Source organism: Ruminococcus sp. 8Y-12, assembly GCF_058119865.1.
This window is the reverse complement of the sequence record NZ_CM176623.1, coordinates 1,177,881-1,200,000: the sequence shown is the minus strand read 5'-3', so window position 1 is coordinate 1,200,000 and position 22,120 is coordinate 1,177,881. Positions and strand designations below refer to the sequence as shown.

14 protein-coding genes (1 of these 14 running past the window's edge) are annotated in these 22,120 nt (G+C 46.5%); 4 read left to right on the top strand and 10 right to left on the bottom strand.

The features are described 5' to 3' along the window. Positions 1–321, bottom strand: partial view of a fumarate hydratase gene (locus tag AC0THY_RS04180; protein WP_489993217.1) — the beginning only. 522 nt of this gene lie to the left of the window's left edge; 321 of the gene's 843 nt are visible here — the first part of the coding sequence; the start codon lies at positions 319–321; its stop codon lies beyond the left edge, outside the window. Positions 322–796: 475 nt separating this feature from the next. On the opposite strand from AC0THY_RS04180, the gene AC0THY_RS04175 reads away from it, so the two are divergent. From AC0THY_RS04175 to AC0THY_RS04165, 3 genes are all read left to right on the top strand, one after another. After that, positions 797–4,978 carry an alpha-L-fucosidase gene (locus AC0THY_RS04175; protein ID WP_489993216.1) on the top strand — a complete coding sequence of 1,394 codons (4,182 nt, stop codon included), beginning with the start codon at positions 797–799 and terminating at the stop codon, positions 4,976–4,978. Between the two features lie 827 nt (positions 4,979–5,805). After that, positions 5,806–7,059 (top strand): hypothetical protein, encoded by a 1,254-nt coding sequence (locus AC0THY_RS04170; RefSeq protein WP_489993215.1) that lies wholly within the window; start codon positions 5,806–5,808, stop codon positions 7,057–7,059. 38 nt (positions 7,060–7,097) lie between these two features. Then, positions 7,098–11,489 (top strand): SpaA isopeptide-forming pilin-related protein, encoded by a 4,392-nt coding sequence (locus AC0THY_RS04165; RefSeq protein ID WP_489993214.1) that lies wholly within the window; start codon positions 7,098–7,100, stop codon positions 11,487–11,489. Between the two features lie 82 nt (positions 11,490–11,571). Here the strand turns inward: AC0THY_RS04165 and AC0THY_RS04160 are convergent, their stop codons facing one another. Continuing rightward, positions 11,572–13,077 carry an L-arabinose isomerase family protein gene (locus tag AC0THY_RS04160; protein WP_489993213.1) on the bottom strand — a complete coding sequence of 502 codons (1,506 nt, stop codon included), beginning with the start codon at positions 13,075–13,077 and terminating at the stop codon, positions 11,572–11,574. Between the two features lie 136 nt (positions 13,078–13,213). On the opposite strand from AC0THY_RS04160, the gene AC0THY_RS04155 reads away from it, so the two are divergent. Further along, on the top strand, positions 13,214–14,095 hold the full coding sequence (locus AC0THY_RS04155; protein ID WP_489993212.1) for a helix-turn-helix domain-containing protein: 882 nt from the start codon (positions 13,214–13,216) through the stop codon (positions 14,093–14,095). Positions 14,096–14,132: 37 nt separating this feature from the next. On the opposite strand, the gene deoC is transcribed toward AC0THY_RS04155, so the two are convergent. From deoC to AC0THY_RS04115, 8 genes are all read right to left on the bottom strand, one after another. Further along, a complete protein-coding gene (deoC, locus tag AC0THY_RS04150) occupies positions 14,133–14,792 on the bottom strand; it encodes a deoxyribose-phosphate aldolase (RefSeq protein ID WP_489993211.1) in 660 nt (219 codons plus the stop codon). Positions 14,793–14,902: 110 nt separating this feature from the next. After that, a complete protein-coding gene (locus AC0THY_RS04145; protein WP_489993210.1) occupies positions 14,903–15,757 on the bottom strand; it encodes a class II fructose-bisphosphate aldolase in 855 nt (284 codons plus the stop codon). Between the two features lie 3 nt (positions 15,758–15,760). Next, on the bottom strand, positions 15,761–16,693 hold the full coding sequence (locus AC0THY_RS04140) for a 1-phosphofructokinase family hexose kinase (protein ID WP_489993209.1): 933 nt from the start codon (positions 16,691–16,693) through the stop codon (positions 15,761–15,763). Beyond that, positions 16,659–17,942 (bottom strand): uroporphyrinogen decarboxylase family protein, encoded by a 1,284-nt coding sequence (locus AC0THY_RS04135; RefSeq protein WP_489993208.1) that lies wholly within the window; start codon positions 17,940–17,942, stop codon positions 16,659–16,661. The genes AC0THY_RS04140 and AC0THY_RS04135 overlap by 35 nt, the downstream gene beginning before the upstream one ends. Continuing rightward, positions 17,939–18,595 carry a dihydroxyacetone kinase subunit DhaL gene (gene dhaL, locus AC0THY_RS04130; RefSeq protein WP_489993207.1) on the bottom strand — a complete coding sequence of 219 codons (657 nt, stop codon included), beginning with the start codon at positions 18,593–18,595 and terminating at the stop codon, positions 17,939–17,941. The genes AC0THY_RS04135 and dhaL overlap by 4 nt, the downstream gene beginning before the upstream one ends. Beyond that, entirely contained in the window at positions 18,592–19,611 is a 1,020-nt protein-coding gene (locus AC0THY_RS04125) for a dihydroxyacetone kinase subunit DhaK (protein WP_489993206.1), read from the bottom strand. The genes dhaL and AC0THY_RS04125 overlap by 4 nt, the downstream gene beginning before the upstream one ends. Before the next feature lie 11 nt (positions 19,612–19,622). Next, entirely contained in the window at positions 19,623–20,588 is a 966-nt protein-coding gene (locus AC0THY_RS04120) for an ABC transporter permease (RefSeq protein ID WP_489993205.1), read from the bottom strand. A 15-nt stretch (positions 20,589–20,603) separates the two neighbouring features. Beyond that, entirely contained in the window at positions 20,604–22,094 is a 1,491-nt protein-coding gene (locus tag AC0THY_RS04115) for a sugar ABC transporter ATP-binding protein (protein ID WP_489993204.1), read from the bottom strand. Between the last annotated feature and the right edge of the window lie 26 nt (positions 22,095–22,120).

The window sequence follows — 22,120 nt, the reverse complement described above, 5'->3', positions numbered from 1 at the left end:
TCTCAAAAACCCTTCCGTATAACCTCTGCGTACTCCTTCGTTGACTGAGTCCTCTACGCTTCCGCCCTCAAAGTGCACCCCTTGTCCTACCTCCAGAAAAATCACTGCCATTCCAGTGTCCTGGCATATTGGAATCATATCTCTGCCAGCAATCTCTAGATTTTCCTTCAGTTGCTTCAGGATCTGTTTCCCAACTGGAGACTCCTCCTGCTCTGCTGACTGAAGCATCACTCTCTCCATATCTTTTGAAAGGTAATGGTTCGCTTCTATGCACATCTCCTTTATGTTTTCCGTCAATCTATCCACATGAATTGTTCTCATACTGCATATATCCTCCATCTTATTCTCATTTTTTATCCGGCTCTGCAATCTGCCACATGGGTATAACCCTTAGCATAGTGTTATCGAATTTTAGTGAAATACCACAGTGCATCGGCTTTTTGTTATTCCCAGATAAGTGTAGCCCACAATTGTGCTGTGGTCAATTCCTTTTCTACAATTTTCATCTCATCATATCACAGTCATTTTACGCCAGCCACCCTTACCTAAATTTAATGGATTTCCAGTGTACGCCAATGACCGGAATTATCTACCACATAGGATAAAATTCAATCCGGGAAAAGTAAAATTTTAATATAATTATAGAAGAATACGTGTTTTTTCTTATCTAATGATATTTTATACTTTACGTATATAGAGATGCCAGGGTCAAAATACATTTTGACTACTGCATCTGATGGCATGTGTTCAAAGAAAAAACCTATTTTATTACCATGAACATCCAGGAGGGAAAAGAATGAGAAGAAAAGTAAAAAACATCGTGGCAGGATTATTGTCTTCTGTTTTGGCTTTATCAACGCTGTCCGGGTTCATGCCTGCTTATGCTAAAGCAGCTCAACCCAAAGATCCCTATACAAAAATCCAGGGAGAGCTTTTTGATGAAGTCAGTGATAACAGCATAGTAACGAAATCAGCAGATAAAGGTGATTTATGGACTGGCGGAAGTGTGGATTTTAGCGGTTCCGGGTGGGTTAAATATAACGATGTTGATTTTAAAGAATTCAGGCTGAATGATCCCAATAGTTGGGGACAGCATAATGTCATTATTACCGGAGCCACAAACTCGGAAGTGAATGTAGAAATCTGGGCTGACGCAATAGATACCGGAACATTAATGGCTAACGTCAAATTTCAAAATACCGGAGGTTTAAACAAGCTTAGTCAGGCGTCTAAGGCAGGTGTACATTCTATGGATGGTGTACATAGTCTCTATTTAAAAGTAGATGGTCCCATTTGTATTGATCAACTTGGCTTTTCCCGGGCAAAAGGTCTTCTACAAGATCAGGAATGGATTGATTTTTTGAATGACACGTCGGTCTATAACGAATTACAAATTGTGGGTTTGTCGGTAGATAATCACCAAAAATCGGTTACCTATATCGATAATCCCAATGGCGGTAAGCTGCAGATGCAGGTGATTGAGCAGCCTAATTATAATGTAATCACGAGTGGTTTGACCTGGAAAGTGGATAATCCGCAAACGGCAGAAATCACACAAAATGGGTTACTGACAGCCAAAAAAGCAGGTACTGTTACGGTTTCTGTTGAAGGGAACATTGATGGAGTTTTAAAAAAAGGTTCTCAACTGGTTGATATAGCTGCTGCGGATGCCAAATTCAAACCGGATTGGGACAAGCGCAGAAAGGTATCGGAGGCAGAAGAAGACAGATGGACGAATATGGCTGATAACTATGAAGTACCGGAGTGGTTTAGGGATGCGAAGCTAGGCATCTTTATTCATTGGGGTACTTACGCGGTACCGGCTAATAGTAATGAGTGGTATTTGAATCACTTATATGATTATGGGTGGCAGAGTCCGGTACAAAATTGGCATGATGATCCCAATGGCGGAGGATTTTTGAATTGGGGCTATAAGGACTTTCTGCCATTGTTTACGGCTTCGGAATATCTAAGAGAGGGCAGCGGTAATACACCGGAAGATTGGGTTGACATTTTTAAAGATGCGGGAGCTAAATATGTTGTTCCAGTGGCAGAGCACCATGACGGAATAGCTATGTATGCTTCCGAGGAGACGAGATGGAATATGAAAAATGTCGGTCCCAGAGCAGATTTAATTCAACCTCTGATGGAGGCGACAAGAGCTGCAGGTCTTAAGTTTGGTGTATCGAGTCACTTTCTTGAAAATCCCCAGTTTGTTGGAAAAATGATGAAACGTGATAGCTATGATCCCAAGTTTAACGATTTGTATAATATTGGTGATATACCGACCCGGGAAGACAAAACCGAATACAGTGTGCGCCATAATCAGATGTGGTACAACCGAAACAGAGAAATTATCGACAAATATAATCCGGATTTATTCTGGTTTGATTTCTCTCTGGACAAAACAAATACAACAGCACAATTTTTATCCTATTACTATAATTATGCACAGGAAAATAATAAGGACGGAGTGGTTGTAAATTACAAATGGAATTTGGAGCCGGAAACGGCAGTATATGATATTGAAAGAGGACAAACATCTGATATTTTAGAGATTCCATGGCAGACGGATACGACGATCAGCAGGAGATCCTGGGGATATATCGAAAATGATGACTTTAAAAGACCGGTAGATTTATTGGGCTTGTTACTGGATACGGTAAGCAAGAATGGTAATCTGCTCTTGAATGTGGGACCTGATAAGGAAGGACGTATCCCCGAAGCCGCCAGAAAAACATTTGCTTTGATGGGAGAATGGCTGCGCATGAACGGAGAGGGTATATACAGCTCCAGACCCTGGGATATCTACGGAGAAGGTCCGACCAAAGTAGGCGGGGGTATTGGTTCTGACGACCTGTCTTACACAGTGGAGGATTTCCGCTTTACTACGAATAAGCAGCGGGATACACTCTACCTTTATGGTATGAAATGGCCACAAAATACAAAACATATTTCGGTTAACAGTTTGAGAACAGGTGCAGTCGATTTATCAGGGTTAAAAGGGATCAGGCTGGAGGGCAGCAATGAACAAATTACGTACTCTCAGGGAGCGGATGGGCTTGATGTAACATTACCCGATGTAAATCCTAATGGTAATGGTTCGGACTTACCATACCTCATAGTTTTGGAGTTTGACAATGAGGTGCCGGAATACATTAATTTAAGAGACGGGTTCCTGCGTATTGAAGCCGAATCAGCTGATAACAGCAGCGGCAGGCCTCAGACAGGAAGTGGTCTTGAACACTTTAGCCAATTTGCCAGTTTGGGTTGGTTCAATGACCCACAGACTGATTGGGCGGTGTTTAAAAACGTAGATTTCAGTTCTAAGATGCCCACAACGGTGACAGCAGTGGCCGGAACTGAGGCTGAAGCGACAGTGAAAATTCATCTGGATTCCAAGGATGGACCGGTAATCGCAACAATACCACTGGGCAATGGCGGTAGTTTCATGAGTAATCTACAGATAGGGACATCAAAGATCACGAAATCTGTGACCGGTAAGCATGACATTTACCTGAGCTTTGGCGGCGAAAAGGGAATCGGTCTCGACTATATCCAGTTTTCACATAAGGTCTCCGCATTCGGCCGTATAGAAGCCGAAATATTTGATGTGGGTATCCAGGGAACGCTTCACCCAAGAGTACAGGAAAGAGACAATTTTAGTAATCGGAAGAATGTGGGCTATCTGGACAATGGATCTTGGATGCGGTATCCCGATGTTGATTTTGGGGAAAATGGAGCGAAAAAAGTAACGGCAGCAGGGTCTGTTGCGGATGGCGGTGGTGCATCGCTGCAGTTTTATATTGATTCACTTAACCTGCAGCCGTTTGGAACAGTTACTATTCCGACCAACGGTAACTATGATGCAGTTCCCCTGACAGCGGCATCGGAGGTTTTAAGAAAAGTTACTGGTGTGCACGATGTGTATATTAAAGTTAACAAAGGAATCAGTATTGACTACTTTGAGTTTGAAGAGGCAAGTGAAGATCCTCTGGTAACGTTGCTAAAAGAATTGGATAGATTAAAGGAAACAGCGCTCGCATTGTCAGAAACAGAGTATACTGCCGAGACCTATCAAAGACTGAAATCAGCCATAGCGCAAGTGGACAGTGTAAACCGTAACGATTTACAAGCTGTCCAAGAGGCGTTGGATAACCTGAAGATGGCAATCGACCAATTGCAGGTAAAAAATGGTGATGACGAGGAAGCGTTGCGAAAAAAAGTTGACCAGATGAATTCTTTGATCAAACAGACAGAAACACTTGTCCGGGGTGACTATACTGCAGAGTCATATAAGCGGGTTGCAGATGCTATTGAAGCGGCGAAGCGTGTTGATAGGACAAAGTTGGCTGATCTTAACAGAATAATATCGGACCTTCAAATAGCATTAAAAAATTTGCAGAAGATACCTCCCACAGTTAAGCTACAAGTTCCTGCAAAAGTAAAAGCGGTCCAAACCAGTGCATCTAAGGTAAAAATCACTTGGGAAGCCGTAACACGGGCCGAAAAATACTTGATTTATCGTTCCAACAAATCAAACAGCGGTTATAAGCAGATAGGCGAAACGACAAAGCTTTCGTATACGGATAATAAAGCCACATGCGGTAAAAGATGGTATTATAAAATAGCCGCTGCTAAAAAAACAATTGGCTTAGAAAGTGATATGAGTAAGAATGCTAAAGTTGACGTATTAGGTACTCCTAAGGTGAAGGTAAAGGTTACTTCAGATAGAAAGCTGCTCGTGACGTGGACTAAGGTAAAGTATGCGAAAGGTTATAAAGTTTATGTGGCAGAAAAAAAATCCGGAAAATATAAACTGAAAAAGACGGTAAAAGGAGGCGGGAAAAAACAAATTAAAATAGGGAAGATGAAAGGGAAGAAAAAATGGTATGTAAAGGTAAGAGCATATAAAAAGAATGGTAATAAAAACTTATTAGGGGCTTGGTCAAAACCTAAAAAGGCAATTTTAACATAACAATAGGTCCTTTATAGGCCGAGGCGGACGCTTCCTCCGGCGCAGGGCTATGCTTCGGGGACGCGTGTAACATTCCGATGAACTATCTGCTAACTACAACTAAGGGACTCAGGAGAACCTTCCTCCCTAAGTTTCCGTAAGCAGAGGATTCCATCTTCATTAAAAACGCACACCAATTGTCCCCGAAGCATAGCCCTGCGCCGGAGGAAGCTGTTTCTTTTAGGCGGAAGGTCGTATCACGAAGGCGATTTTTAAATAAGCTTTGGGGAAGTTTTAGGTTACAGGGCGCAATCACTCGGGCATTTGTAACTCTCTAAGTATACGGAAAAGCTGCCAGTGGCAAGATTTCTGTAGTTGAAGTTAACGGTCAGTTGCCCAGAGCGCTGCACTTGTTTGCTTGAAGGATGCCAACGTCCGGGTGGTAAACAGTAACCTCTCAGCCAAATGACAATGCACTTTTAACAATTATATATTGCATTTTATGTATTTATGTGATATTATTTTATTGTTATCTATACTCTTTTTGCATTTTTTGTAACTTATCAATCATTCATCATAACATCTCTTTTTTCAGATTTTAATTCAACTAGATAAGTGATGACTCTCCCACCTCTAGTAGTTGGAAAGTGGAATCACTCAAAGCAAGATTAACGTCAGCGGAGGGCGTAGAGAAATCGATATCCACCACTGATATGAGGCCAATCTACGCATCGAAAGATGTAGTCGTAAATAACAGTTTTCCCTAATTTGCAGGCATGAGGATGCTTCGCAAAAGAAATTAAATTATTTTTAGTGCTTTGCAAAAGGAGTATAGATCCTATTCGGATATGTCTGCATTCGCAGATCTATCCATCCAAGAAAGGGGGGATAAAAATTTTCTAAAAACTATGAATAAATCAATCAGACAAAGCAAAAAAGGTATTGTTGCAGCTCTCTTTTTATGTATGTTCGTCCTGTGTACAGCTATGCTGCCCATGTTTCTAAGCGCTGCCAAAGGCAAGTTTATAGTTAAATCCGGGAAAGTCTATTACTATTACAATAAAAATCATAGAGCCACAGGTTTAAAGAAAATTCATGGAAAATACTACTATTTTAGTCCAAGGGGAGTGCTTTTTAAAAAAGGCTGGAAAACTCTGAACAGGGATAAGTACTATTTTTCCCCAAAAAACGGTGCTGCCTATACTGGTGTAAAAACGATCCGTAAAAAGCGATATCTATTTTCCCTATCTGGTAAGCGATATGGCTCTGGTCTGATTTCTTTTAAAGGAAAGACCTACTTTGTTAAATATGGGATTATTCGGAAAGGATGGAAGACGTTTAAAGGAAAGCTATACTATTTCAACGCAAAAGGCATTATGCAGAAAAACAAATGGATTGGCAACCGATATGTTGGGAAACGAGGCTTTGTTATCCGAACTAGACCTGCTGCTGACGGATCGGAAGAAAGTGAGACCCCAGCTCCTCCGAATATAGAAGTTGTCCACCCTGTTCCCGAAGCCGATAGGGCCTATATCTATAACGAAACTCTATCCCTAAAAATTTTTAACGATATCAATGCTTTTCGGACAGCGAACGGGAAACTGCCTGTCAAAAGAGGAATGAAAACCCTTCTCAACCATTCTATACTCAGAGCCAGCCACAGTCTGAGTACTTATTTTACAACCGGTTCGGTGGATGATCTGGCAGTGCATGGTCTGGGACAGATTGGTCTCGGCTCTAATGCATCGCCGTTTAAACTTACAGGACAAAATCCTGATACTGGAAACCTAAATGCCATTGACATATGGGCTAAATCCCCTGTACACCGCTCAAACCTTCTGGACGATTATTATGAGTTGGCTGTTGCAGTGATGTATGCTGTCACTACCTCCTATTCATCGGACGGAAAAACTGCTTTCACAGACTACCATGTATCCGTCATCGCTACCTATGGTTCAGATGGATTTGACGACTATCCTATGTATAATTTTGCGGATGCATGGGGCTTTTATTATACAAAGGATTACGTGGCAGATGTCATCCTAAAGGTTCCCTTTGCAAAATGGAATACCTATTTAACAAGCTTTGTCCGTGAGAAATAGGATGTCAGTCAAATCACTATCTATGAAAGGAATAAGTTATGATAAAACACAGAATATTATCCCTTGTCTTAACCGGAATGCTCTGTGTCTCCACCGTGCCAGCTGAACATATAATGGCTGAGGCGCCAGGACAACCGGAGCAGTATATATCATCCGGTCAGCAAGTCCACGGACAGCCTGTGTACAGACAGACAGTACCGGTACTGCAAGACAGGAAACTTTCAAGCGCGAGACAGGGGGGCAAAAAATGGGAAAGCAGACAGCCAAATGATGCAAAACAGATTGGCCTTAATCAACTAGGTGTAAAGCAAGAAAATTCGGAGCCCCAGCTGCCAAAACAACAGCTCACGAATCAGCAAGATTCACAGCCCACGCAGACAGATCAACAAGACACGAACCTAAAAGATTCACAGCCAGCAAAGACAGATCAGAAGGCCACGGATAAACAGGATGCTCAGACAAAACAGACAAATCAACAGAGCACAGATTTACAGGATTCTCAGAAGAAACAAACAGAGCAACAGCAAACAAAAAAGCCGAAATTGCAGCCAAACCATACTGAACAGCAGGGCATACAGCCAGATCCTGCTGAAACACAGCACACGGAGCAGCAGGATTCTCAGAAGAGTCCTACGCAACAGCAGGGTACAAAACAGAAGGACACGAATGCACAGACTTCCGGGCAACACAAAAAAAAGGCATCACAGGCGGAAGGGACAAAGGTTTCCCCTGTCCCCCCTGCCATCAGCTATGACTATTATGACGAGTACGCAGTGTCGCCGCAGATCATATCCGGCACTGGCAGAACAGCCAGAGCTTCTGCCTCCTACAAGGTGGTCACCATGTATCAGCTAAACTACCTCTTTCCAAATGCTATCGTGGTGGATGGAAAGACCGTTTATGAACCGGGTACACAGATACGCTATCTTCAGTACAACGGATCAGATGCCTTCTATGACGGCATGTCTAAAAAGGCCTGCTATTGTATGGCCAGCGTCCTGGCAGACCCCGCGGGTGCTGTTTCCCCATCAGACAAGTTTATCATCAATAAACGTTTAAACTATGTCCTGTACAACGGAGTCAGAAGAATTGGACACAATGCCTATAACAGTTCCTACCGCTCAGGGTCCTGGGAGAAGGATTACTATATCACCGCTGTAGCTGTCCATCTGACAAACATGGACCTGGGAAACGAGACAAAGGTGTCACTCTCCACCTTAGAGGCAAGTGTAAACGCTTCCAATGTGGACGGCGCAAAGGACACCTGGAAACTGATTAAAAAGTTGTACACAGACGCCAAAACCGCTGAGGGTACTAACAGTTCCGGTGAAATCTCAACCCCCGATTATCTCCTGACCTCGTCAAACACAACGGATTCCTGGTCAAAGCAGAGTGACGGAACTTGGAATTCCAGCAAGTTTACCGTTTCGGTAAGCGATGTATATGCTGTTTCGGACCGTAAAGGCACTGTGGTGGATGATACTACCGGCAAGCTTGTAACCGGCGTATCCCTCATCTACAATACAGATGATGTCCATTCTGGCTTTTATGTGAAGGCTACGGACGAGTCCTATAAAAGTATGGGAAAAAGCGGCACAACCCTGAGGATTATCAGCACCGTCGTGGCCCATAGCTTATCGGGTACCACCTTTAAACCCAATGTCTCCACCAAGCAGCCTGTTATTGCTATGATGTTTGGGGAATCCGAAAAAGATAAAAGTGTAACTGCCTATGCCCGCTCCTCATATACGCCTCCCAACGGCTCTGTTAAGGTCATTAAAAAGGATAAAGACAGCGGGGCTGTTTTACCGGGTGCACAGTTTAGGCTTGACCGATGGAACGGAAACTCCTACTCAGAGCTTGGGATGCTGGAATACCGGGATGGAGCCTACACCAGAGCGGGACTTGACCCAGGAAAATACCGGGTAACGGAGACAAAGCCTCCCTTGGGCTACCTGTATCAAACACCTTCCTGGAGCAGGGAATTTACGGTGGACGAGAAGGAGAACGGAACCCGTGACTTCACCTATACGGTTGATAATACCAAGGTATACCCTAAAATCTCCATTTCCAAGTTAGCCGGTAAAACAACTGGTGTAACATTGGTGGACGGAAGATATGTGGGAGAAAAAAAGCCGGGCTGGTACGATTTAGGCGAAAAGGTTTCATTCAAGATCATTGTACGCAATTATGGAAACGCTACTGCAAAAAATCTGCAGGTGGTGGATACTATGACAGAGGATTTAAAAAATGCTGTGAACGTCCAGGATGCACATTTTCTGGTTCTCGAAGGGATAAAGACAAGCCTTGGGCGTCCTGTCTCTATCATTCAAAAGGCCGAAACCTATTTGACAATAGATGAACTGGCAGCTGGGGACAGTGTAGCCTTTGATTTTGTGGTGACTGTCAAGTCCGCAGACATCCCTGTTTTGGAAAAGCTGAAAAACATCGTGAAAGTCACTGGTTTTTACATCAATGGTCCGGATACCCTGCCCATCCCCACGGATGAGGATGATGAGGACGAGGACTGCATCAACATTGCTTCCCCAAGACTTTCTGTGTCCAAGCTGGCCAGCCGCACCTCGGGTGTTACCCTGGTGGATGGACGCTATGAGGGTGAAAAGCAGCCAGGGTGGTATGATTATGGGGAGCAGGTCACTTACCGCATCATTGTCCGCAACTATGGCAACGTGATGCTGAAAAATTTGAAAGTCTCTGATCTGCTGACCCCTGACCTAGAACAGGCTGTGAAGCTGTCCTCAGCCAGTTTCTCCATACCGGAGGACATCCGAACCAACCTGGGAAATCCTGTGACAATCACAAAGGATAAAGATACAGAACTTACCATCCACCAGTTGGAATCAGGGGACAGCGTAGCTTTTGATTTTGTGCTGACTATCAAGACTGATGCCATACCCGTTCTTACGAGCCTGCAGAATATAGTTACCGTCACCGGAGATTACGCCTTGCCGCATGACCCCGAATCTATTAAGCCCGTCCCCGCAGATGAAGACGATGAGGATGAAGATAAGATTAATATTGCCTCCCCCAGGATCTCCATCTCCAAGCTGGCTAACCGGACAGTAGGGGTAACTCTGGTGAATGGACGCTATGAGGGTGAAAAGCAGCCCGGATGGTACGATTATGGGGATAGGGTTACTTACCGGATTATTGTCCGCAACTATGGCAATGTCACAGCAAAGAATCTGAAGGTAGCCGACCTTATGACAGACGATCTGAAACATGGTGTGGACTACTCCAAAACCAGCTTTGTAGTTCCCGCCTTCCTGAAGACAGAACTTGAGAAGGACATCTCTGTCACAACTGTCTCCAGTACTGAACTGGTCATAGATCAATTGGAACCGGAGGACAGCGTTGCCTTTGACTTTACGGTTACACTTAATAAAAAACACATTCCTGTTTTGGAGGAGCTGCAGAATATCATTGTTGTCACCGGGGTTTATGTAAAGCCAGATGATCCCGCCCACCCGTCCCCCATCCCGGTTGACGAAGACGATGAGGACGAGGATAAGATCAATGTGGCAGATCCAAAGGTCTCTATCTCCAAACTGGCAGACCGGACAGAAGGGGTAAAACTGGTGGACGGACGCTATCAGGGCAAAAAGGAGGCAGGTATTTACTATGCCGGCGAAAAAGTGGCTTACACGATCATTGTCCGCAATTACGGCAATGTCACACTCAAAGACCTCCATGTCGCTGACCGGATGAGCAAAGAATTAAAAGCAGCGGCGATCTCAGACGGTTCCGAATATCAGATTCCTTCTAATCTTCTCACAGAACAGAAAAATCCGGTAAACATTGACATTAAGGGGAAAGATGCCGTTATTAACCTGCTTGGGCCCGGAGACAGCGTAACATTTCAGTTCACCGTTTCCCTCAAAAAGGACAGTATTCGCACACTGAAGTCTCTGAGCAACTTGGTAGAGGTATCCGGCACTTACGAAAAGCCCGGTTCCTCCACTCCCTCTGCCATACCAACGGATGAGGATGACAGGGACGAAGACGAGATAGATATTTTCTGCGGGTATGTGCAGATTACAAAAGTATCCTCCGATTCCTCTAAGAAGCTGGCAGGTGCCGAATTTACACTCTATACTTCCGATGGTCAAAAGGCAGGCACCTTCGTCACTGACAGCAAAGGGATTGCTAAAAGCGGCCCTCTGTATCAAACAGATTACTATCTCAAGGAAATCAAGGCGCCGGACGGTTACCAGCTGGACAGTACCTCTTATCCATTTAAAGTAAAGTCTGACGGGGAAACCATTAAAGTACAGATCAAAAACACACCTCTTTCACCAAAAGCGAAGGCTGCTAAGACAGGTGACTCTTCGCCCCTGGTTCCATATTGTCTCCTGGCATTTTCTGCCCTTACTCTATCTATCATGTTGACTCGCAAAAAAAGAAGCTAAAATCAGCCTCTATGCATTTATTCCAACTGCATAGAGGCTGATTTTACGCAGCCGCCTGACCGCTGTATTGTTCAATTTTCTGCTATTTATCCAACGTTACGGACGGTATCTCAAGGATATCCGCTATCTTCTCAAACAGTGATCCGTTGTGTCCCACACTCATCGCAAAGTGGTGGGTAGGCGCCTCTGCAAACCACTCATCCATATAGCTGTCCGGGTCCTTTTTAAACTTCACAGGAGTCTGAGTGTTTCCTATGGTCATGATGGTTCCATCTGTGGACTTTGCCTCTGTTATAATGAATTTTAACTGCCCGTCTATTGTCTGGGTACATCCCAGATTGGTGATCTCACCTGTTCGCACCTTCGCCTCCACAGAAACCCCGGTTCCCTGCTTTCCGTGGTACAGCCCCATTCCTCTCAGAATTGGTTTGCCCTTGGCTATAGCCAGATGGAACGGTCCGTCGTGTCCCAGGAGAATCGTCCCATCCTCATAATCCGTTACCACTATCTCACAGAAGGAGCCGCCCTTATTTACAATGTCGCATATCTTCATGGCAAGGCAGGTCTTTAAATCCCCCTCACCGGCACACGGAATGCCTTTTGCAGTCAGCAGGGAATGCCCCACTATGAACCCACCCTGCAGCTTCTCATACTCTCCTCCGGGAGCACCGTGATAATAGTAGGTGAGTGCATCCAGGTCATACTCCTTCACCAGCTTTTCCTGTGCCACAGCTACTCTTGCGGACCAGTCAAGCTGCTCCTCTGTGGGTTTCTGCGCCAGGGGGTCCGCGGCGTCCGTCTCACTGATGGTGAAAAACTCCGCGATCTCCTCACGTTTCCGGGCAGCCTCCTCCTCCGTTACCGTCTCCAGCATCCGGTTCAGGTCACACATTTCCAGAACCTCCACATGGGCCCCGGTCTGTGCCTGAAACATAGTGAAATCACTGTACATGTCCAGCATACCGCTGTAGGTATTTCCCAGGAATCCGAATCTGGCTCCTGAGAGTCCGCTCTTTACACTGGCAGCCAGAACCCACTCCTCAATCTGTTTCCAAGCCCTCACAGCCTCCGGTCTGAAAGCCGTGTTCTCCTCTGTCATAGAAATCTCCGGCGTGTAATCAAGTCCCAGCAGACCGTTTACCACCCGGTACTTGATGCCTGCGCGGTGAAATGCGTTGGAGATTTCCGGCACAGGACATGCACCGCAGTGGGCCAGCCACTCTCCGGTTGTGGTCTTGGGATAGTTAATCCTGGCGGTAGGCTGCAGATTTAAGATCACAGCCGGAGCCTTGCAGATCTGATGTACCGGCAATACGGATGCGCTTGTCACATAAGTTCCGGCGTGGGCAAAGATCAGATCCACATTTTTCTCATTAAAGTACTCTCCTGCTTTTAGCCCCTGCTGCTCACAATCCACCAGTCCATAGAAATATACCTCTGCACTTCCCATCCTCTGAATCCTGTCTGCAATAAACTGTCCGTACGTGATCATCCGCTCACGCAGACCCGGAAATTGTCCCCAGTAATGTTTTAAACCCATAGTATAGATGCCAATACGCGCTTTCTTTGTATCTTTTAATTTAGCCATTTGCTTTCCTCCTCGTAAGCCCCAATATTGCGCTTGTCTCCGAAATTTTGTTTACATCCACATTTTAATGGTTTATGATAAAAATAACAAGAAAGTTTGTTGCCCAAAAATAACAGTTTCTTGCAGGAGAATACACATGGCTAAAAACGAACATCCCTACCAGGAACGGGCCGCATATACCTGGTCAGAGGACTCTATAAGGCTGATCATGACGCCCAGCGCTCTGGCAAAGTCCATTTATTTTTATGTCCAGGAGGCGGGATATTTTAAAACAGATGACACTTACTTTACAGAGCGGAAAAACCTGAATTCTTTTTTGATCGTATACACTCTGTCCGGAAAGGGAATTTTGAAATACCGGGATCATTCCTATCCCCAGGTTTCCGGCTGCTGTTTCTGGATCAACTGCCTGGAGCACCATTACTACGAGACTGCCCATGGGCAGAACTGGGAATTTCTCTGGGTACACTTTAACGGCAACAATGCCCTGGGCTATTTTCAAGAGTTTTCCAAAAGCGGATTTCAAGTTCAGGAATGTCAGGACAAGTTCTTTATGGAGAGCACCCTGCGCAGGATCGTCTCCCTGAATCAGAAGCGCAATGCCTCCACAGAGCTGCTGTCCTCCAATCTGTTGGGCAGTCTGCTCACAGAGCTCACCATGCAGACCATGCTTTTGGACTCCCAGACTATTTTTATTCCGGACTACTTAAAGGGAATCTTAAGGGAGATTGACCAAAATTTTAAAACCAATCTGACTCTGGATACCTTGGCTCAATCCCATGGAGTGAGCAAGTTTTATCTCTCAAGAGAATTTAAAAAATATATGGGTGTGACTGTCAATGAATACATCATCACCACGCGTTTGTCCTACGCCAAGGAACTGCTGAAGTACTCGGATCAGTCCGTCAGCGACATCACCTACGCCATAGGAATGAACAATGTCAGCCACTTTATTAACTTGTTTAAAGCCCGGGAGGGGGTGACGCCCCTGGCTTACCGAAAAGAGTGGAGAATCTGAAGCGCCCGCTCTCTGCGGTGAATCCCCGTTACATCACTTAACATCCCCAGGCAGGGTCCTCCATGAGGAGCACTCCGTTTCCGGTGCCAATCCGGTCCGCCCCGGCTGCTATCAACTCTCGGGCCTGTTGCCCAGTCCGGATTCCCCCGCTGGCCTTCACCTTGGCCCTGGCCCCCACTGTCTCCTTCATTAACCTCACGTCATCCACAGTGGCTCCTCCGGTACTGAAACCTGTGGAAGTCTTTACATAATCAGCCCCTGCCTCCACAGACAGCTCACATGCCTTTCTCTTCTCCTCATCCGTTAACAGACATGTCTCAATAATGACTTTCAGCACTGTATCTTCCCCCGCCGCTTGGCGCACTGCCAGGATATCTTCCAGCACATAATCATAATTCTTCTCCTTCAGGCTGCCCACATTCAATACCATATCAATCTCCTGCGCACCCGCCTCCACAGACAGACGCGTCTCCGCCGCCTTGGCCTCCGGCAGCATGGCCCCCAGAGGGAATCCCACTACACAGCAGGCTTTCACCCCACTTCCGGCCAGTAAATCTGCCGTCAAGGGTACCCAGCAGGAATTGGTACACACAGAGGCAAATCCGTACTTCACAGCCTCCTCACAGTATCTCTTAATCGTTTCACTTGTGGCTTCTGCTTTGAGCATTGTGTGGTCAATCTTATTTTCTATTCCCATCCTATCTCCTCCTTGTATAAGTGTAAGGTTATCCATACGCAATTTCCTGTATTTCATACTACCATACTTTTAAGGAGAACAGAAGTCCGTTTCTATACAACCTTTGGCCGCTAGGATAACGCTGTTACTGTCCGGGTCATAACAAGTCTGATCCTCTCCTTCGCCACCTCTTTCACCGCTTCCCTGGCAGTCCCCAGATAACGCTTGGGATCCACCGCAAGAGGTTCTTCTCCCAGCGCGATTCGCACCGCTTCCGTAAACGCACAGCGGAGGTCTGTAGCGTAATTGACCTTGCACATTCCATTTTGTATGCACTCCCTGACGGTTTCCTCAGGAACGCCTGAGGTTCCATGCAGAACCAGCGGTATTTCCACCTGTCTGCGGATTTCCTTAAGCCTTCCTATATCAATATGGGGGATTCCTTTGTAGACACCATGGGCAGTTCCGATGGCTACTGCCAATGAATCAACCCCTGTCTTTCGTACAAACTGCTCGGCATCACAGGCCTCTGTGAACATCCCCGAGGCCTGCGTATCATCCTCTTTTCCACCGATACATCCCAGCTCCGCTTCCACCGAAACTCCAAAGATATGGCCCAGCTCCACCACCTTTTTCGTCCAGGCAATGTTTTCCTCCATAGGCAGCTTAGATCCGTCAAACATCACGGATGTATATCCGGCCTTCATTGCCCGGGCTGCCAGTTCATAGGATGAGCCGTGGTCCAAATGCAGTGCTGCCATCACTCCGGTTTCCCTCAAAATAGCCTCCACCCCTGCCGCAAAAAATTCCACCCCTGCATAGCGTACACTGGAGGGTGTGGTCTGAATGATCACCGGCACATTCATCTCCTTGGCCGCCCAGACGACTCCCTGGATACACTCCATATTCTCTACATTGAACGCTGGCACTGCGTAGTGAGAAGCCTGCGCGTCCCTTAACAATTCTTTTGTTGTTATCAGCCCCATAAGTCAACCCATTCTTTCTACTTTTATCTGTTGTAAATAAGTCTCAAAATGTTCTTTCCCACACATCTGTGTTCCTTCCAGCACTAATGATCCCGCCGAGGCAGCCATGCCATATCGCAACAGCTCCCGCATTGGGAGTCCTCTCTCAATGGCAATGCAGATCCCTGCAACCATAGAGTCCCCGGCCCCCTGGACACCTCTGATATCCAACTCAAGCCCCGGGGAAAAGTACGCCTCCTCCCCGCTGCAAAGTATGGCCCCTTCCTTCCCCAGGGAAACACACACCAGGGAGACGCCCTTTTTAATAATGCCCTTTGCCACTTCGTATACCTCTTCTTTTGTGTTGCAATCTTTTCCAAAAGCAGTCTGCAGCTCATATAAGTTTGGTTTGATCAGATAGGGCCTGGCTTTTACCCCCTCTAAAAGAAGGTCTTTCTCAGCATCTAAAATGATCTTTGCAGGATAACTGGATAGCTCCTCAATCAATTCCCTGTAGATATTCTTACCCACACCCACAGGAACGCTCCCTCCAATCACAACAGTGGTACTCTTTGCCCCATGATGTTTCACAACCTCCTTGAGATTCTGAATATCTCTGTCTGTGACTTTTCCTCCGCTCTCGTTGAGTTCGGTCAGTATCCGGGTCTCCATATCCAAGATCTTTGTGTTCGTCCTCAGTTTTCCATTTACTGTGACAAATTCGTAGGAGATCCCATAATTTTGCAGAGTTTTTTCCAATTCCTTTCCGTTTTCACTGTAATTAAATCCCAGACACTCTACATCCGCCCCCAATTTCTTGATGGCAATCCCCACGTTAATGGCTTTTCCGGACACGTCAATGCGGGTACTTATCACTCTGTTCAATTCACCATATTTAAAACCAGAAACCATGACACTCTTGTCAATACATGGATTCAGATTTACTGTCGTAATCATATACTCCCCCCTGTTTCCCGTAGATTCCAAACTCCAGCACTGTATCCACAAATGCCTGTACATTTTCAACTGGCACATCATACTGTGTATTGTGGATGGGCGAAAACACACACCCTCCCCCAGGCATCAGCTCTCTCAGACGTGTTTTTACCTGGCTGCGTACCTCCTGGGGCGTCCCCAATGGATATACCGTCTGGCTGTCCACCCCCGCCCCCCAGAAAACAAGCTGGTCTCCATATGCTCTTTTCAGTTCCCCCGGTTCCATTCTGTAGGAATTGGCCTGAATGGGATTCAAGATGTCACAGCCGGCCTCAATAAAGAAGGGAATAATATTTCGAATAGACCCGCAACTGTGAAACATGGTTTTTGCCTGTGCGTTCTTATGGACAAAGCTGCACATCTTTTTATAATTGGGCATATAAAGCTCTCTAAATGTCTCCGGACTGAAAAGTTCACCTGTCTGGGTCCCAAAATCGGTGGTGGAGATCAGAATGGTATCAATATACGGCCCCACTGCCTGAAGATACCTTCTCATATTTTCAACTGCCGCATCGCCTGCTGCTTCCAGGAGTTCCCCTGCATACTCCGGCTCTCCCGCCAGGATGCACAGCCATTCTGTGAAGGGGTGTCCCGCAAAAATCCCGGTCGTTCCCAATTTTCCCTTCAAGGCCCCTCCGTGAATGGAGTAGTCTGTATTTTCGTACAGAAATTTGGCCCTTTTTTCCAGGATGCCCAACTCCTCATCCGAATACATGGGGATGGTTTTCCGAAATTTTTGTACATCCATAAACGAAATCTCTTTCATCAGATCCAGCGGCGGATTGGGAAGGCGCTCAAAATATCCTCCGTTGGCCGCCATATCCGCTGCATGCTTTCCGCCTGAGTCAAAAAGGGCAATGTCCCCATTCTCTTTCACTTTGCATTGAAACGTTCCTGGCATCAGGATGGTGTTTCCGGCTGTATTCACCCAGGGTTTCCAGTCCGCGTTCTTGTATCCCCAGGTCTCGTATACATTTTCCAGCTGTATCACATCTCCGTGAAGCCATCTCAAAACCGGCTCCTCCACTCTTGCAAGCATCTGGAACTGCTCGTAGCATTTTGGGGGTTCCACATCAATACCAAGATACCTGCCTATCTTTATGTATTCGTCCACATGAATCCCGGTAACCTTTGTCCCGCCGATATCAATGGGCACCCTGTCCGGCTCCCTGTGATTTATGGCAGCTCTCACCCGCTCTCTGGATGTCATACCTTCCCTCCTTCCTCATGTCCCTTTACATATTCATACATTGCCCTAAACAGGATGCTCACCGAAACGGCTCCAGGATCAGGAACCCCCAGGGACTTCTGTCCATAGGACTCTGCCCTCCCCTTTCGGGCAGAATATGTTTTCGTCTTTTCAGCCCCTTTTACTGCCTCTGTCCATGCGTTCTGCAGCCCTTTAAGCAGGCTGTCCCCTCTTTCGGCGCTTTCCAGCATTCCCCGGACAGCGGGTTCGTAGCTGTCGATCATGGTCTTGTCCCCCAGCTTTGCCTTACCTCTCTTTTTAATATTATCGAGAGAACGCTTCATCATAAACCCCAGAGTTTCCAGGGTCAACTTCTCTGCAGGAGGCACTGCGCCAAAGCCGCTGATAAACATGGTTCCAAAGATAACCCCCGAGGCTCCCCCCATGGCATCCAGCATAGTCATCCCCACTTCCTTAAACAGCTCATTTACCGAGTCTGCCTTCATGTTAGGCAGATTTTCTTTGACCGCACGAAACCCCAGGGACATTCCGATCCCATGATCCCCGTCCCCGATCTTGTTATCCATTTCCGTCAGCAGAGTCTCATTTTTCATAATCTCGTCTGCCATAAAGGCAAACATTTCTTTCACTTGTGTGATATTCAACTCATTCATTTCACCGCTCCCATACCGCTGCGCGTACTGTATGCATACATGGGTGTGTAGCTGTCCTGGTGATAATAGTGCTTTAGCTCCTCATCCAGCCTCATGACTGTGACACTCACTCCCTGCATACCGGGCGCTGTAAAGAAATTTCCGGTCTCAGTGTTAAACGTTCTTATTTTTTTGTTCTCCAGGCAGTCTGTGAGACTGCGGGTTAAAATGTACAATTCCATATTGGAGGTAGCCCCCTTTCCATTGACCATCAGTGCCACCTCCATACCTTCCCTCAAGCTCATATCTTCTATGATGTCTTTTAAAATGATCTCAGCCAGCTGATCAGCGGAGGGCATCTTCACCCTTCTAATCCCCGGCTCTCCATTAAATCCCATACCGAACTCAATGTATCCGCTCTGCATTTCGTACATGGACTCACCCGTTTCCGGCCGGTAGCCCGGTCCAAAGGTTACGGAGATGGTTCCAAGGGAGCGCTCCGCCTTTCGGGCAATGCGTTCCACTTCGTCCAGATCCAGTCCCTCCGCCGCTGCACCCGCCGCAGTCTTTATAACCGGCAGGATTCCCCCGATCCCTCTTCGGTCCATTGCTCTTTCCTTTGGCATATGCAGAATATCATCCCGTACAAAAATCGTCCTGGCCTCAATCCCTTCATAACTGCAAAGCTCTGCCGCCAGCTCGTAGTTGAGCACATCCCCCACATAGTTTCCGGTCACCATAAGGATTCCCTTTTCATGGTACATCTGCTTTATGGTCTTCAGAAGCGCGGTTGCCGCAGGGGCGGCAAAAATGTTGCCACTGACTACTGCATCTGCCATTTTGATCCCTGCACAGCCGATATACAACGGCTCACATCCCGCTCCCCCTCCGGCCAGAACCATAACCCGCTCCCCTGCATTCCTGACCAGGATACTCTTGGTCCCGTCCAGCCTCTCAAGCAGTGCTGAATTGGCCCCCACATATCCATCAATCATATCAGTTACCATGCTGTCTGTTTTATTGTGAATGGTTTCCATACTGCCCTCCCCTATTCAGCCTTTACCTTGAGTCTGTCCATGATCACCGCAAACGCGATAATAACACCCATGGCCACCTTCTGCCAATACGAGTTGACCTGCATCAGGCTCAGACCATTGTTGATAATTCCAATTGCAATAATGCCAATGATCGTATTTGGAATCCCTCCTGTTCCTCCCGCGAGGCTGGTGCCGCCCATGACTGCTGCCGCAATTGCATACTGCTCATACCCTTCGGCCGCCCCCGGCTGTCCCGTACCGATCTTAGCCGACTGGCATATCCCCGCAAAAGCGGAGAGGCCCGCGCAAATCATATAGACAGAGGTTTTGATCTTATTCACACGGATTCCACTGAGCTTTGCCACCTCTTCATTGCTGCCCACCGCATAGATATGTCTTCCATATGCAGTCTTACTCAGAATGATGTGTGAAATCAGTAAGACCACAATCGTCAGTATCACAATAAACGGTATGGGGCCGATATACCCCTGGCCAATCCATAAAAAACTCTCCGGCAGTTCATACACCGGCTTACTGTTCGTAAGCAGGTAGCAGACGCCTCTGGCCACATTCATCATGGCCAGGGTTGCAATAAAGGGCGCCACATTGAATCTGCATATGATAAAGGCGGATATCCCGCCAATCACCAGAGCAATTGCGATGGAGAGCAGAAGTCCCACAAGGAGCGTCATTCCCACATTCATGGCAGGAAGCTGCTTGCAGAGCAATGCTCCTAAAATACCGTTCAGAGCACAGACGGGGCCTACGGAAAGATCTATTCCGCCTGTCAGCAGCACAAAGGTCATCCCTGTGGCGATAAACGCATTGATGGCGATCTGAATCAACACATTGATCAGATTTTCCCTGGAGATAAACCTGGGCTCTACGATATAAATAAAAATACATAAGATAACTAAAAATCCGATTAAGGCATATTCTTTTATTATTTTCTCTACTTTGCTTTTGTCCATTGCCATTTTCCACCCCTATGCTCAGTTCATACTGGCCAAATGCATGATCACTTCTTCTGTCAGCTCATGATTATCCAGACACCCTGTTACTTTTCCCTCTGCCATTACATAGATTCTGTCACATACCCCAAGAAGCTCCGGTAGCTCAGACGAGACTACCAGAATGCTGCCGCCGTCTTTTGTAAACTGATTCATCAACTCATAAATCTCAAATTTAGCTCCAATATCAATCCCCCTTGTGGGCTCGTCCAGCAGCAGAATCTTTGACTCGGCCAAAAACCATTTAGCCAGCACAATCTTCTGTTGGTTGCCTCCGCTCAAATTTTTGGTCACTGCCTCGCTACCCGGGGTTTTGATGGACAGCTTGCGTATGTAAGACTCACTGCTGTCCTTTTCCCACTGCATGTTTACAAACCCTTTTCTGGCATGGCGTTTCACACTGGGGAGGGTGATGTTGTCTTTTACTGACTTTTTCAGCATTACCCCCTGGGTTCTTCGATCCTCAGGTACGAAACCGATTCCCCTGCGAATTGCCTTTCCGGGACAGGTGATCCGAATCTCCTCACCGTATAAGCACATGCTCCCTCCATCAAAGGGCTCGGCGCCAAAGATCCCTCTTAGCACTTCGGTCCTTCCGGCCCCGATCAGGCCTGCAATCCCCACAATTTCGCCCTTTTTCACCTGAATATCCACATCGCGAAAGCTGCCCCTGCGGGATACCTTTTTTAGCTCCAGGACAGGCGGTCCCAGCTTTTTATGGGAGCAGTCTATGTAGGTTCTGATTTCTCTTCCCACCATTAGGGCAACCAGCCCTCTCTCATCAATGGATTTTAGGGGCAGGGTTTTGATAAATCTTCCATCTCTTAAAATCGAAACCTTATCCCCTATGGCAAACAGCTCCTTTAACCTGTGAGAGATGTAGATGACCGAAACATTGTCTTTCTTCAGTTTTCGAATTATGAGAAACAAGGACTCTACTTCATGTTCTGAGATAGACGAAGTTGGCTCGTCCATGATCACCACTTTGGCATTGGAGGAAACGGCTCTCGCAATCTCTACCATCTGCTTTTGGGCAGCGCTTAGCTTTTTCACCATATCCCCGGGCTTTATTTTTAAATCCAGCATGTCCAGGATTTCCTGGGCCCTTTTTTTCATTTCTGCCTTATCTAAAATACCGCTTTTCTTCTTAATCTCTCTTCCCAAATAAATATTTTCAGCTACGGTCAAATCAGGGATCACACTCAGCTCCTGATGGATGACACTGATTCCCTTGTCTATGGCCTGTCTTGCATTTTCAAAACTGCACTCTTCACCGTTATAAAGCATACTGCCGTTATTTCTTTGATAGACACCGCTAATAATCTTAATAAGCGTTGACTTCCCCGCCCCGTTTTCCCCCAGCAGCGCATGTACCTCACCGGGATAAAACTCCAGATTGATATCCGTCAAAGCCTTAACTCCCGGAAACTCTTTGCTGACCTGTTTCAACTGTATAATTGGCTGCTTCTCCATTTGGCCCACCCCTTTGCTATCTTGTA